At 72.9% G+C, this 13879-nt stretch carries 10 protein-coding genes; 6 read left to right on the forward strand and 4 right to left on the reverse strand.

Annotated elements, in window-relative coordinates:
- Window positions 1-6: 6 nt before the first annotated feature.
- A complete protein-coding gene (locus ACF068_RS29260) occupies window positions 7-723 on the reverse strand; it encodes a response regulator (RefSeq protein ID WP_392277304.1) in 717 nt (238 codons plus the stop codon).
- A complete protein-coding gene (locus ACF068_RS29265) occupies window positions 720-1547 on the reverse strand; it encodes a sensor histidine kinase (RefSeq protein ID WP_392277305.1) in 828 nt (275 codons plus the stop codon). The genes ACF068_RS29260 and ACF068_RS29265 overlap by 4 nt, the downstream gene beginning before the upstream one ends.
- A 153-nt stretch (window positions 1548-1700) precedes the next feature.
- Between ACF068_RS29265 and ACF068_RS29270 the strand changes: the two genes are divergently transcribed.
- Both ACF068_RS29270 and ACF068_RS29275 read left to right on the forward strand, forming a co-directional pair.
- The gene (locus ACF068_RS29270; protein ID WP_392277306.1) at window positions 1701-2411 is read left to right on the forward strand and encodes an ABC transporter ATP-binding protein; all 711 of its coding nucleotides are present in this window, start codon (window positions 1701-1703) and stop codon (window positions 2409-2411) included.
- Entirely contained in the window at window positions 2408-4720 is a 2313-nt protein-coding gene (locus ACF068_RS29275; RefSeq protein ID WP_392277307.1) for an ABC transporter permease, read from the forward strand. Before ACF068_RS29270 ends, ACF068_RS29275 begins: the two co-directional genes overlap by 4 nt.
- A gap of 201 nt (window positions 4721-4921) precedes the next feature.
- Here the strand turns inward: ACF068_RS29275 and ACF068_RS29280 are convergent, their stop codons facing one another.
- Window positions 4922-5467, reverse strand: a complete 546-nt coding sequence (locus ACF068_RS29280; RefSeq protein ID WP_392277308.1) for a MarR family winged helix-turn-helix transcriptional regulator — start codon at window positions 5465-5467, stop codon at window positions 4922-4924.
- 225 nt (window positions 5468-5692) lie between these two features.
- On the opposite strand from ACF068_RS29280, the gene ACF068_RS29285 reads away from it, so the two are divergent.
- Window positions 5693-6763 (forward strand): alkene reductase, encoded by a 1071-nt coding sequence (locus ACF068_RS29285; RefSeq protein ID WP_392277309.1) that lies wholly within the window; start codon window positions 5693-5695, stop codon window positions 6761-6763.
- 194 nt (window positions 6764-6957) lie between these two features.
- On the opposite strand, the gene ACF068_RS29290 is transcribed toward ACF068_RS29285, so the two are convergent.
- The gene (locus ACF068_RS29290) at window positions 6958-8100 is read right to left on the reverse strand and encodes a S1 family peptidase (protein WP_392277310.1); all 1143 of its coding nucleotides are present in this window, start codon (window positions 8098-8100) and stop codon (window positions 6958-6960) included.
- A gap of 542 nt (window positions 8101-8642) precedes the next feature.
- Here ACF068_RS29290 and ACF068_RS29295 point away from each other — a divergent pair.
- From ACF068_RS29295 to rph, 3 genes are all read left to right on the forward strand, one after another.
- A complete protein-coding gene (locus ACF068_RS29295) occupies window positions 8643-9860 on the forward strand; it encodes an erythromycin esterase family protein (RefSeq protein ID WP_392277311.1) in 1218 nt (405 codons plus the stop codon).
- A gap of 140 nt (window positions 9861-10000) precedes the next feature.
- A complete protein-coding gene (locus ACF068_RS29300) occupies window positions 10001-10744 on the forward strand; it encodes a VOC family protein (RefSeq protein WP_392277312.1) in 744 nt (247 codons plus the stop codon).
- 364 nt (window positions 10745-11108) lie between these two features.
- Window positions 11109-13742, forward strand: coding sequence for a rifamycin-inactivating phosphotransferase (gene rph, locus ACF068_RS29305; protein WP_392277313.1), 2634 nt, complete (start codon window positions 11109-11111; stop codon window positions 13740-13742).
- Window positions 13743-13879: the final 137 nt, after the last annotated feature.

A 13879-nucleotide genomic window follows, 5' to 3' on the forward strand; every position in this document is an offset into this window, starting at 1 on the left:
CACGACCTAGCGGCCGGGGTCGGTGGAGCGCGTGGGGCCGCCGGGTGTGACGAGTCCCGTCTCGTAGGCGAGGACGACGGCCTGGGCCCGGTCGCGCAGGCTCAGTTTGGCGAAGATCCGCGCCACATGGGTCTTCACCGTCGCTTCGCTCAGGGTCAGTTCCCGGGCGAGTTCGGCGTTGGACAGGCCCCTGCCCATGAGGGTCAGGACCTCGTGTTCGCGGGGCGTCAGGACGGCGAGGTCGCGGTGGACGGCGGGGGACGTCGCACCCGGGCCGGTCCGTGCGGCGGCGGCGTGACGTTCGACCAGGCGGCGGGTGATCGAGGGGGCGAGCAGGGCGTCACCGGTGTCGACCAGGCGTACGGCCGCGGCGAGGTGCGCGGGCGTGACGTCCTTGAGCAGGAAGCCGCTGGCGCCGGCGGCGAGGGCCGCGTAGACGTAGGAATCGAGGTCGAAGGTGGTGAGCATGATCACGCGGCAGCCCGGGGTCCGGGCGAGGACCTGCCGGGCGGCTTCCAGGCCGTCCATGGCCGGCATGCGGATGTCCATGAGGACGACGTCGGGCCGTGTACGTCGGACGACCTCGACGGCCTCGGCCCCGTCGGCGGCCTCGCCCACCACGTCGATGCCGCGCGCGTGGAGGATCAGCCGGAAGCCGGTGCGGACCAGCTCCTGGTCGTCGGCGATGACGACGCGGGGGGCGTGTGCGGGGGGCGTGGTCACGGCCGGTCCAGGGGGATCCGCGCCCGGACGCGGTAGCCGCCGCCCAGGCGGCGCCGGGCGTCCAGGTCGCCGCCGTAGACGGCGACCCGCTCGCGGAGGCCCAGCAGCCCTCGGCGCGCTCCGTCGGCCCGGTCCGGGGCCGGGCGGGGACGGGGCCCGGGCAGGTCGCCGGACAGGACGCTGGGGCCGCTGTTCAGCACTTCGACGCGCAGGAAGCGCTCCGTGTACCGCACCGTCACCTCGGCTTGCGCTCCTTCGCCGTGTTTGAGGGCGTTGATCAGCGCCTCCTGGACGATCCGGTAGGCGGTGACGTCGATCCCGGTCGGCAGCGGGCGGGGCTCCCCGGAGATCCTCACCTCGACGGGCAGTCCGGCGAAGGCGATCCTGTCGATCAGCGTGCCGAGCCGGCTCAGGCCGGGTTGCGGTGCCAGGTCCCCGCCGGGGTGCTCGTCCTCGCCGCTCTGCGAGGGGGCGAGGAGGCCGAGCAGATGCCGCAGTTCGGTCATCGCGGTCCGTCCGGCGCTCTCCACGGCACCCAAGGCGGCCTCGGCCTCGTCGGGCAGGGAGGCCAGCACCTCGCGGGCGGCTCCGGCCTGGACCACCATGAGGCTCACGTTGTGGCTGACGATGTCGTGGAGCTCGGCCGCGATCCTGGCCCGCTCGGCGTCGACCGCGTTCCGCGCCGCGCTCTCCCGCTCGCGCTCCAGCAACCAGCCGCGTTCCTCGACGGCCGCCCGGTGCCGCCGCCGGGCCCGGACGAGCGCCACGCCCAGGAGGACGACCGCGGCGCACGCCGCCGCCAACGCCGTACCCAGCCAGATCAACCCAGTACTCCCCACCGCACGAGCTTCGCAGCCCGGACCGCCCACCCGCGTCATGCCCGGGGCCCAGTCTCCTACATCCCCAGGATGACCCACCCGGCCGGTTACACCCGGGGAGGGACGTCGTACCCGTCCCCCAACTCCTACGTTCGTCCCATGACTTCGGAACGGGACACCATGGAGAAGGTCGTCGTGCGGCTGGACGACGTGCACAAGGAGTACGGTGACGCGAGGGCCCTGGACGGGCTCAGCCTGGAGATCCGGGCCGGGGAGGCGGTCGCGGTGATGGGGCCCTCCGGATGCGGCAAGTCGACCCTGCTCAACATGATCGCGGGGCTGGACCGCCCGACCTCGGGGACGGTACGGGTCCAGGGCCAGGACCTCGGCCGGCTGAACGAGACGGGACTGGCGCTGTTCCGGCGGCGGCACATCGGCATGATCTTCCAGTTCTTCAACCTGATCGACGACCTGCCGGCCCTGGACAACGTCATGCTGGCCGCCCAGCTCACCGGCACGTCCACCCGGCAGGCCCGCCGCCGGGCACTGGAACTCCTCGACGAACTGGGCATCGCCGACCGCAGGGACGCCTACCCGGCCGCGTTGAGCGGTGGTGAGCGGCAACGAGTGGCGGTGGCCAGGGCGTTGATGAACCGTCCGGCCCTGCTGCTGGCCGACGAACCGACCGGAGCGCTGGACAGCCGCTCGGGCGAGCAGGTCATGGACCTGCTGATCGACCTCAACCAGATCGGGCAGACCCTGCTGATCGTCACGCACGACCCTCACCTCGCCACCCGCTGCGCCGGCCGCCTGATCGAGGTCGCCGACGGCCGGGTCGCCGGCGAGCGCGCCCTGGAGCCGGTCGCATGAGCGCCGTGTGGAGGGCCGCGCGGGCGGCCGTGCAGCGCCGCAGACTCCAGACGGTCGTCATCGGGCTCGTCGTGTTGTGTTCCACCACGACCGTGCTGCTGGGGCTGGGGCTGCTCACCGCGGCCTCGGGCCCCTTCGACAGGGCCTTCGCCCAGCAGCGCGGTGCGCACGCGGTGGCGGCGTTCGACCTGTCGAGGGTGACGGAGCGGGAGTTGGCCGGGACGGCCCGGCGTCCCGGCGTGGAGGCCGCGGCGGGTCCGTACGGGCAGGTGGTTCTCGACATGCCCGAGGACTGGTTGTGGATGTCGGCCGGTTCGCTGTCCGTGGTGGGGCGGGCGGCTCCCGACGGCCCGGTGGACCGCGTCCGTCTCCTGGAGGGGCGCTGGGCCACGGCCCCCGGTGAGATCGTCGTCAGCTGGCCGGTGGACGGGACGCCCGGGCCGGGGCAGCTCGGCACCCGGATCAGGCCCCGGGGGGCGCCGGCCCTGACCGTGGTCGGCTTCGCCACCAGCATGAGCAGGTCCGCCGGGGCCTGGGTCTCCCCCGAGCAGATGGACCGGCTCCACCCGACCTCCGCGCAGATGCTGTACCGCTTCGCGGACGCGTCGAGCGAGGAGCGGCTCCGTACCGGTCTCGCGAGCGCCACCGCCGCACTGCCCGCCGGTTCGCCGACCACCACGCAGTCCTACCTCACCCTCAAGCGGGCCTTCTCCGCACAGGCCGACGCGTACCTGCCGTTCATGACCCTCTTCGGCGTCCTCGGCCTCCTGGTCTCCGTCCTGATCGTGGGGAACGTCGTCAGCGGAGCCGTCGTCTCCGGACACCGGCACATCGGCGTGCTCAAGGCCCTGGGCTTCACCCCGAACCAAGTGGTGGCGGTCTACCTGACGATGGTCTCGGTGCCCGCGGTCATCGGCTGCGTCATCGGCACCCTGGTCGGCAACGCGGTGGCCGCCCCCGTCCTGCGGGTGGCCTTCTCCGGCATCGAGACCGGCAGCGCCTCCGTCGGCATGAGCCCGTGGCCGTCCGTCCTGTGCCTGGTGGGCATGCCGGCCCTCGTCGTCCTGGCCGCCCTGGTCCCCGCCCTGCGCGCGCACCGGCTGTCCGCGGCCCGGACCATGATGGCGGGCGGCGCGCCGCGGACCGGACGCGGGCGGCGCGTCCAGCGCCGGCTCGGCGGGACCCGGCTGCCCCGTGCGGTGAGCCTGGGACTCGGCCAGCCGTTCGCGCGTCCGGGCCGTTCCCTGCTGACCGTGGCGGCCATCGTCCTCGGGGTCACCACGGTGACCCTGACGACCGGGCTGACCAGCACCATGGTCGCCTACGGGAACGCCGGCAAGGGCGACGGTGCGGCCCGTGTCGACGTACTGGCGGAAACCCCGGCCGGGGGCGGGGCCGCCGCTCCGGAACGGAGCGACGCCGGACGGACCGAACGGCGACTGCGCTCCCTGCCCGGCGCGGACGGGGTCACCGCCCGTGCCCTCACCAAGGTGAGCCTCGCCGGGTACACGCAGACGGCGTTCGTCAACTTCTACCGCGGGGACACCCGGGACCTGGCCGCCGGGATCGTGAAGGGGCGCTGGCCGAGCGGTGCCGGCGAGGCCGCGGCAGGGCCCGCGTTCCTCCAGCAGCACGGGCTGTCCGTGGGCGACCGGGTCACCGTCCGGCTGAACGGCGAGCAGACGCCCGTCACCCTCGTGGGCGAACTCATGGAAGGCAACGCCCAGGCACTGGATTCCAACTGGCAGACCCTGGCGCGGCTCGACCGCGCGGTGCAGCCCGGCGAGTACACGGTCCGGCTCGCCCGCGACGCCGACGCGCAGGGTTACCTCCGAGCGGTCGAGGCGGCCGACCCGGCCCTCCGGGCGGCGCTGCGGCGCCCGGACGACACCGCGACCGTCACCGTTGTCGGCTTCGCGTCGGTGTTCACGGTTCTGCTGACCGTCGTGGCCGCCCTCGGTGTCTTCAACACCGTCCTGCTCAACGTACGGGAGCGGCGCCGCGACCTGGGCATGCTCAAGTCGATCGGGATGACGCCGCGCCAGGTCGTGGTGATGACGGTGGCGTCCGTCGCGGCGCTGGGGGTGGTCGGCGCGCTGCTGGGGATCCCGCTGGGGGTCGCCGCGCACCGGCTGGTCGTGGACCATGTGGGAGTGGTCTCGTTCCCGGAGTCCATGAAGCAGGTATGGCACCTGCCGCACCTGGCCGTGCTGGTCCTCGCGGGGGTCACGATCGCCGTGCTCGGCGCGCTCGTACCGGCGCGGACGGCGGCGCGGCTCACCATCTCCGAGGTGCTGCACACCGAGTAGGCCGGGGACGCCCGGTACGCAGGCCGGGGACGCCCGGTGCGTAGGCCGAGGAGGCCCGTGCGTAGGCCGAGGAGGCCCGGTCCCGCCCCCCGCGCGCCGGATGGCCGGCGCGCGGCGGCGGCTGGGGCCGGGCGGACCCCCGGCCGATGCGTCCGCCGGCATCAGACCCGATTAATTGCCCGAACAGGAATCGGTCGTCAGCTAGAGCCCCTCCCCCGGTGCGGCCGCAGCCTCGGACAGGCCGGCTTCGATCGCTTCCAGCGACCGCAGCGCCTCATCGCGCTGCGCGGGCGTCAGCCCGGCGGTGACGAGGTGTTCGAGCTGCGCCCACAGCCCCTCGACCTCCCGGCGCAACGCGATACTGGCGGCGGTGGGCTCGATGATGACGGCCCGCCTGTCGGTCGTACTCGGCCGCCGGCGGACGAACCCCGCGCGCTCCAGGCGCTGGACGGTACGGGTCATGGTCGCGGCGTCGGAGTCGAGCAGCCGGACGAGGTCGGTCTGGCGCTGCGGCCCCAGCTCCCACAGTTGCATCATCACCAGCTCCTGACCGGGGTGCAGACCGACGCGGCGCAGGAGCTGCCCGGCGAGCATGCGGTGCAGCCGGGCGACACGGAAGATCGCGTGGCTGATGGGGCCGCCGCTCGCGGACGCGGGGACGGGCACCGTCGCCGCACTCTCCGCCGCCTCGGCCGCATCCCCGGCCGACGGGCCGGGACGGCCGCGCCCCCCGCCTGCTCCGCTCATCCCGCACCCGCTCCTCGACGCCGCACCCGACTGGACAGCACACAGGGTAGGCCAGCGCCGCCGCCCGCGTTTCCCCGCGCGTGTCCGACGCCGCCCGGCGCGCCTGTGCGGCAGGTCACTCCCCGTACGGAATGACGCGAGTGATTTACTTGTTCAGACAGATACTAAAGCCGCCCGTGCTGCCCGTCGGGCGCGGAGACCGTCCACGTCGAAGGAACCCTGATCATGAAGACCGCTTTCACCCCGCTCGAGCTGGGCGGCGTACGCCTGGCGAACCGCATCGTCATGGCCCCGATGACCCGCAGCCGCGCCTTCGGCCCGGGCGCCACCCCCACACCGTCGATGGCGAGGTACTACGCCCAGCGGGCCGGTGCCGGGCTGATCATCACCGAGGGAGCGCAGCCGTCGGTGGTGGGGCAGGGCTATCCGGACACCCCCGGCCTGCACTCGCCGGAGCAGGTGGCCGCATGGCGCGCCGTGACCGACGCCGTCCACCGGGAGGGCGGGGTCATCTTCGCGCAGCTGATGCACACCGGCCGGATCGGTCACCCCAGCCTGCTGCCGGAGGGCATGGTCCCCGTCGGCCCCTCGCCCGTCGCCGCCCGGGGCCAGGTCTTCACCCACCAGGGTCCGAAGGACATGGTGACGCCGAAGGAACTGACGGAACCCGAGATCCGGCGGACGATCGCCGACTTCGCCGACGCGGCACGCAACGCGATCGCCGCGGGCTTCGACGGGGTGGAGATCCACGGTGCCAACGGCTATCTCATCCACCAGTTCCTGGCTCCTCACAGCAACCGCCGCACCGACGCCTGGGGTGGCGGCGCCGAGGGCCGGATCCGCTTCGCCGTCGAGACCGCCGCGGCCGTCGCCGACGCCATCGGCGGCCACCGGACGGGCATGCGCCTCTCCCCCGGCAACCCGTACAACGACATCGCCGAGGACGACCTCGAAGAGACGTACGGGTCCCTCACCGATCGTCTCGCCCAACTGGACCTGGCGTACCTGCACCTGTTGGAGGGCCCGGACCGCGACCTGACCCGCCGCCTGCGCAAGGACTGGCCGGCCGCCTTCATCCTCAACCCCTTCACCCACCCGGCCCCCACGGGCCCCGAGGCCCTCGCCCTGATCGAGGACGGCACGGCCGACCTCGTCTCCTTCGGAGCGATGTTCCTCGCCAACCCCGACCTGCCCCACCGACTGGAACGGGGCGGCCCCTTCAACTCCCCCGACCAGGCCACCTTCTACGGCGGCGACGACCGCGGCTACACCGATTACCCCGCCCTGTCCTCCTGAGGAAACGGGTCACGGCCCGGCCCGGCCACCGCCGTGCCGGGCGGCCTCCGGCCCACCGGCGGCGAGGGCCGTGCACGGTCCTACTGACGACCGGCCAAGCCCTGCCGGACGCAGCAGCGGGCGGGGCGATGCCGCCCCCTCCCCGGAAAGGGGCGGCACCGTGACGGGCGCCCGCACGTGGGGGTGTGGCCCGGTCAGGCGGTGTGGAGCCGGAGGCCGTAGCGGGCGAGGATCTCGTTGACGGGCTGGAACCACGTCTCGCCGCCGGAGGAGCAGTTGCCCCATCCGCCGGAGGTGACGCCCTGGGCCTGGTCCCCGCTGATGAAGGACCCGCCCGAGTCGCCACCCTCGGCACACACACTGGTCTTGGTCATCTGATGGACGGCGCCCTGGCTGTAGTTGACGGTCTCGTTCTTCGCCAGGACCGTGCCGCAGTGCCACCGTGTCGTGGAGCCCGACCGGCAGACGGAGGCTCCGACGGGCGCCTCGGCCGAGCCGCGCACCAGGCGGTCCGGCACCGTGCCCCAGCCGAGCACCACCGGGACGGTCCACCAGCCGCTGTGGACGCTCACGTACGCGTAGTCGTCGCCGGGGAAGGAGGAGCCCTGGAACGTTCCCATCGCGGAGCCGTCCCAGCCGCGCACGGCGGCACCGGCACGACCGCAGTGACCGGCGGTGACGAAGCCCCCGTGCACGGAGAAGCCGATGGAGCAGCGGACGTTGCCGGTGTAGTAGGGGTCGCCGCCGACGGTGCCCGCCGCGTACGTGATCGGGGCACGTTCCGTTTCGGTGACCGTGACGGGGCCGGTGGTGCGGGCCCGTGCGACGAACGCCCGCACGGCGGGGTCGTTCCGGTCGGTACGCACCACGGTGACGGCGACGCGGTTGACCCGGGGGTCGACATGCCAGCCGGCCACCCCGGCGGGCGCGCGCAAGGCATCCAGCCGGCTCTTTACCCGGTCGAGGAGGGCCGCGTCGTGCCGGACGATCCGGGTGTCCGCGCCCAGTGCCCGCACGCCGCGGACCTTCGCGCGGTCGGTGAGCGCGACGACGAGGCGGCCCTTCGCCGGGTCGAACCAGGAGCCGCCGTACGCGGAACCGGCGTGACGCCGTGCCTGCCGCTCGACCGTCACCGCGGTCCGCTCGGCCAGCAGCCGCTGTTCGGCCTGTTCCCGCGTCAGACCCAGGTCGCGGCGCATGCCTTCGACGATTCCGGCCGATGCCGGCCGGGGAGCCTCGGGTACCCCGGCTGCCGCGGCCTGCGGTCCGGTGCCGCTCAAGGCGGCCGTGAGCAGTAGGACCGCGGCGGCGGCACGCTGGATGGAAAGGCGTCTCATGCTTCCTCCGATGGGCGACGGGGTCCGGCGACCACCGGCCCCGACCAGTTGGTGAGAGCGCTCTCAATGCCCGTCAGGTTAGCCGGGCCTACTTGTCAGGTCCATACCATCCGGGTGGGAATCGCTGCGGTCGGCCGCCCGCGCCACCGGCCACGCTGGAGGGAGGAGGGGGTTATCCCCCCGGAATACGTGGAGGACGGCACCAGTGCGCCGCTCCCCGCCGAACGCCAAGATCGAGGGAACGAGAGCACGAGGACTTCTCATGGCGGGAGCGGCGCACGATGAGGCACGGCAAGGGCATCGCACGCAAGGGGGCGCTGAGGACGACCGCGGCGTTCGCGGTCGCCGCGTTGGTTGCTCCGGCACTGGCGGCTCCGGCTTCGGCGGCGTCGGTTCCGGCGGCTCGGGCTCCGGCTTCGGCGGCTTCGGCTCCGGCGGCTGCCGTCGGTGCCACGGCGCCGACCTCGGTTCCGGCTGGCACCGGGACCGGTACACCGCCGGCGGACGGTCAACGGACCGCTGCCGTACGCGCGCTGGAGCGCATGGCCCATCCATTGCGCTCCACCGCACCCTCGGGTGGCACCACCGATCTGCGGGCGCTGGGCGCGATGATCGGCGACGCCCGGGTCGTCGGCCTGGGTGAGGCGACGCACGGCTCGCACGAGTTCTTCACCATGAAGGAGCGGGTCTTCCGGTACCTCGTGGAGGAGAAGGGCTTCACCACGTTCTCCCTCGAGATGAGCTGGTCCGCCGGGCTGGAGATCGACGACTACCTCCAGGGCGGCGGAGGGAGCGCGCACCGGATCGCCGAGGAGACCCTGGCCGGGTCCCCGTGGGAGCGCGACGAGTTCGTGCACCTGATCGACTGGATGCGTGACCACAACCGCCGACACCCCGAGCGCACGGTGCACTTCATGGGCGACGACATCGGGGCACCACGGCTCGGCGACCGGGTCTTCGACCGGGTGACCGCCCAGGTGGCCCGGTCGCGTCCCGCGTCGTTGCCGCGCCTCCAAGAGCTGTACGCGGGTCTGCGCCCGATGGACGACATCTTCGCCTACCTGGAGAAGCCGACGTCGGAGCGACGGCAGAACGCCGCCAGGGCGCAGGAGGCCCTGGACCTGGTGACCGCCGCCGTTGAGGCCTCGGGGGGCGAGGCGGGCGAGTGGGCGGTGCAACACGCGCGGAACATCGCCCAGACCTTCGCCTTCGCCGGCTTCGACGCGGGAGACCCGTCCTCGGTCGCCGCCGCCCAGCGCCTTCGTGACCGGGTCATGGCCGACACCGTCCTGTGGTGGCACCGGCGGACCGGCGACAAGATCCTTCTGTCGGCGCACAACGGGCACATCGGGTACCTGTCCTCCTATCCGGAGCTGTATCCCGTGCCGCAGGGCGCCTCCCTTCGTGACGCCCTCGGCCGTCACTACGTCTCCATCGGGTTCACCTTCAACCGCGGCTCGTTCCTCACCGGAGACGCCGCCGGCGGCGAGTGGAAGAAGACCACCGTGCCCCCGGCCACCCGCGACATGCACGAGCACACGTTGGACCGGGTCCGGCACCGGGACTACTACGTCGATCTGCGCACCGCACCGCCCGCGGCACGCAGGTGGCTGGATGTCGCGCGTCCCACCTATGACGCCGGTTCCCTCTTCGAGGCGAACCCCCTGCCCGAACTCGCCGTCGGCCGTGCCTATGACGTCCTCATACATCTCCACCGAGTGCGCGAAGCCCGGCCGCTGCGGTCCCGCGCCACCCCCTGAGGCGATGGGAACCGCACCCCCCGGCAGCCACACCCCCGGCCGCTCCGGCGGATCCCCCCTCGCTTCTCCGCCGGAACCTCTCCCACCTCCGAACTCGGCTGTCCCGAACCCGGGTTCATCGCCTGCTATACGGTGGCGGCATGGCGCTGCACCTTTTCGAACTGAACTGCAAAGCCCGTGACGACCGGGCACTGGGCCGGTTCTGGGGGGAGGCACTCGGGTGGAGTGTTTCCAGCGAGGAAGCCGGGGCGACCAGCGTCAAGCCGGTGGGTCCCCCGTGGCCGGACCCGGCCGCCGTCCGCATCGACGTCATCGCCGTCCCGGACCCCGGAACGGTGCGGGACCGGGCACACATCGAACTGGCCACCACCTCCGCCGAGCATCACACGGAGTTGGTCGCACGCCTGAAGGCATTCGGCGCCACATCCACCGACGCGGGAACCGGTGACGCCCGTCGGACCGTTCTGGCCGATCCCGAGGGCAATGCGTTCTGCGTGGTGGCGCCTCGGGAGACGCACCGGGACACCGGACCGATCGCCGCGGTGGTCGTGGACTGCGCGGACCCGCGGGCCATGGCCCGGTTCTGGGGCGCGGCGATGGACTGGAGCGTGCACGAGGTGACCGACGACCATGCGGTGCTGCGCTCCGCCAAGGGTGCCGGCCCCCGTCTCGAGTTCCTTCGCACGCCCCACCTGACGGGCGTGACGCACCGGGTGCACCTGGACCTGGCACCGTACCCCTTCGGCGCCGACGGTCAGGCGGCGGAGGTGGCGCGGCTCGAAGCGCTCGGGGCGATGCCCGCTGACGCGGGCGGGGGCGACTTCCCGTGGAGGGTACTGACCGATCCGGAGGGCAACCAGTTCTGCGTCCTCGGGCCGGCCTGACGCGGAGGTTCCCGCCCGCTCCGCCACCGGAGACCGCCGCCACGCCGTCCTGGACGCCCGCGGCGGCGCGCGCGAGGCGGGAAGGGTGGGTGAGGGAAAGAGCAAAGGCAAGGAGAGCACTCTCCTTGCCACTCTCAACTTATAGCGCGATGGGGGGCTTGCGGCAAGGCCCCGTGGCTGGCGCACAATCAGCGGCCTGACCACGACCTGCGGAGATGAGGGCGCGAAACATGCGTGTGTTGTTGTCGGCGTACGGGGGACGCGGTGTCGCCGGCCCCATGGAGGAAGCGCCGGACGGGGAGACGCGGGTGAGGCGATCGGCCGCCGCGCGGCCACGGAACTCGGCCGTCCCGGAGGTGAGGCGATGACGGAGCGATACGTGTGGGACCTCCGGGAGGCCGACGAGAGGCACGTCGACGTCGTCGGAGGCAAGGGCGCGCAGTTGGGCGCGCTGTCGCGGATCGACGGCGTCCCGGTGCCCGAGGGCTTCTGCGTGACGACGGACGCCTTCCGCCGGATCATGGCGGAGGTGCCGTCGATCGACGAACGGCTCGACCGGTTGGCTGGCCTGGACGCGGACGACCGGGAGGGGATCCGCACGCTCAGCGCGGAGATCCGCGGGAGCATCGAAGGGACCGCCGTCCCGGACGAGGTCGCGGCGGCGATCACCGGAGCGCTGTCCGGGTTCGGTGAGCAGGCGGCCTACGCCGTCCGGTCCAGCGCGACGGCGGAGGACCTGCCGACGGCCTCCTTCGCCGGCCAGCAGGACACCTACCTGAACGTGATGGGGCCCGCGGCGGTCCTCGAACACGTCAGCCGGTGCTGGGCCTCGCTGTTCACCGAGCGGGCCGTGACCTACCGCCGGCGCAACGGCATCGCCCACGGTACGGTCCGCATGGCCGTGGTCGTGCAGCGGATGGTGTTCCCGCACGCGGCCGGCATCCTGTTCACGGCCGACCCGGTCACGGGCAACCGGAAGGTCGCCACCGTGGACGCCGGCTTCGGCCTGGGGGAGTCGCTGGTGTCCGGCCTGGTGAACCCGGACGTCTTCACGGTGCGGGACGGCGAGGTCGTCGCCCGGTCGATCGCCGCCAAGGAGCGTGCCGTCCTCGCCCTGCCGGCCGGGGGCACGCGGGAGGTGGCGGTCGACGCGCGGCAGCGGGAGCAGCCGGCGCTGACCGACGCGCAGGCCGTACGGCTCGTCGAGCTCGGGCGCCGGATCGAAGCGCACTTCGGCCGCCCCCAGGACGTCGAGTGGTGCCTGGTCGACGACGGCTTCCGGATCGTGCAGAGCCGCCCGATCACCACGCTGTTCCCCGTGCCCGTCCGCGAGGCCGCGGACCAGGGCAACCGCGTCTACGTGTCCGTCGGCCACCAGCAGATGATGACCGACGCCATGAGGCCCCTGGGGCTCTCCATGTGGCAGCAGACGGCCATGGTGCCGATGCACGAGGCGGGCGGGAGGCTGTTCGTCGACGTCACCGGAAGGCTGGCCTCGCCCGCGAGCCGCACCGGTTTCCTGGACCTCGTGGGCAGGGGCGATCCGCTGGTCAGGGACGCGCTGGAGACCGTCCTCGACCGCGGCGACTTCGTCCCGTCGCTCCCGGACACGAGCCCGGGCGGGCCGCCGGCCGGCCGTGCGGCCGCCACTGTCGAGACGGACCCGGCCGTCGTCACCGCGCTGATCGAGCGCAGCCGGGCGTCCATCGCCGCCCTGGAGCGCGACATCCGGGCGAGGACGGGGGCGGAGCTGTTCGACTTCCTGCTGGAGGCCTTCGAGGAGCACAAGCGGGTCCTCAGCGATCCGCAGAGCCTCCAGGTGATCATGGCGGGGATGGACGCCACGTGGTGGCTCAACGAGAAGCTGCGGGGGTGGCTGGGCGAGAAGAACGTGGCCGACACGCTCACGCTGTCCGCCCCCGACAACATCACCTCGGAGATGGGGCTGGCGCTCCTCGACGTCGCGGACGTGATCCGCCCGCACCCGGAGGTCGTGGCGTTCCTGCGGGGCGTCCAGGACGAGGGGGCCGCGGACGGCGGGGACGGGGACGAGGGCTTCCTGGACGCGTTGGCGAAGCTCCCGGGCGGCGCCCAGGCGCGCGACGCCGTCGAGGCCTACCTCGAGCGGTACGGCATGCGCTGCGTCGGCGAGATCGACATCACGAGGCCGCGCTGGCGCGAGCGCCCCACCACGCTCGTGCCCGTGATCCTCGACAACGTCAGGAACTTCGAGCCGGGGGCCGCGGCACGGCGCTTCGAGGAGGGGCGCCGAAAGGCGTGGCAGAAGGAACAGGACGTGCTGGCGCGCTTGCGGGCCCTGCCGGACGGGGAGCGGAAGGCCGACGAGACCAAGCGGATGATCGACCGGGTCCGCACCTTCATCGGCTACCGGGAGTACCCGAAGTACGCCATCATCACCCGCTACTTCCTCTACAAGCAGGCGCTGCTGGAGGAGGTCGGGCGTCTTGTCCGGGCAGGCGTGCTCGCCGAGCGGGAGGACGCCTTCTACCTCACGTTCCGGGAACTGCACGACGTCGTGCGCTCCCAGCGGGTCGACCACCGGCTCGTCCAGGAGCGCAAGGAAGCGTTCCGGTCGTACCAGGCGCTCACCCCGCCCCGGGTGCTCACCTCGGACGGTGAGGCGGTCAACGGTGCGTACCGGCGCGAGGACGTGCCGGACGGCGCCCTGATCGGCCTGCCGGTGTCCAGCGGGACCGTCGAGGGGAGGGCCCGCGTCGTCCTCGACATGGCGGACGCGGATCTCGAAGCGGGCGACATCCTGGTCACGGCCTTCACGGACCCGAGCTGGTCGCCGCTGTTCGTCGGCATCGCGGGTCTGGTGACGGAGGTCGGCGGCCTGATGACCCATGGCGCGGTGATCGCCCGGGAGTACGGCTTGCCGGCCGTGGTGGGCGTCGAGCGCGCGACCCGGCTGATCCGGGACGGGCAGCGGATCCGCGTGCACGGAACCGACGGGTACATCGAGATCCTGTCCTGACGAGCCACGCGGAGAACCACCATCGGTAGGTGGTCGCCGCCCTAGGGAGTGTCCGGAAAGTATCGGCGTCCGCCCGGAGGGCGGGGGCCGCGGTGTCCGGTGCGTGCGATCGCAAGGCGGAGGAGGGAGTCATGGCG

The sequence above is a fragment of the Streptomyces sp. NPDC016309 genome (assembly GCF_043077235.1).
GTDB lineage: Bacteria > Actinomycetota > Actinomycetes > Streptomycetales > Streptomycetaceae > Streptomyces.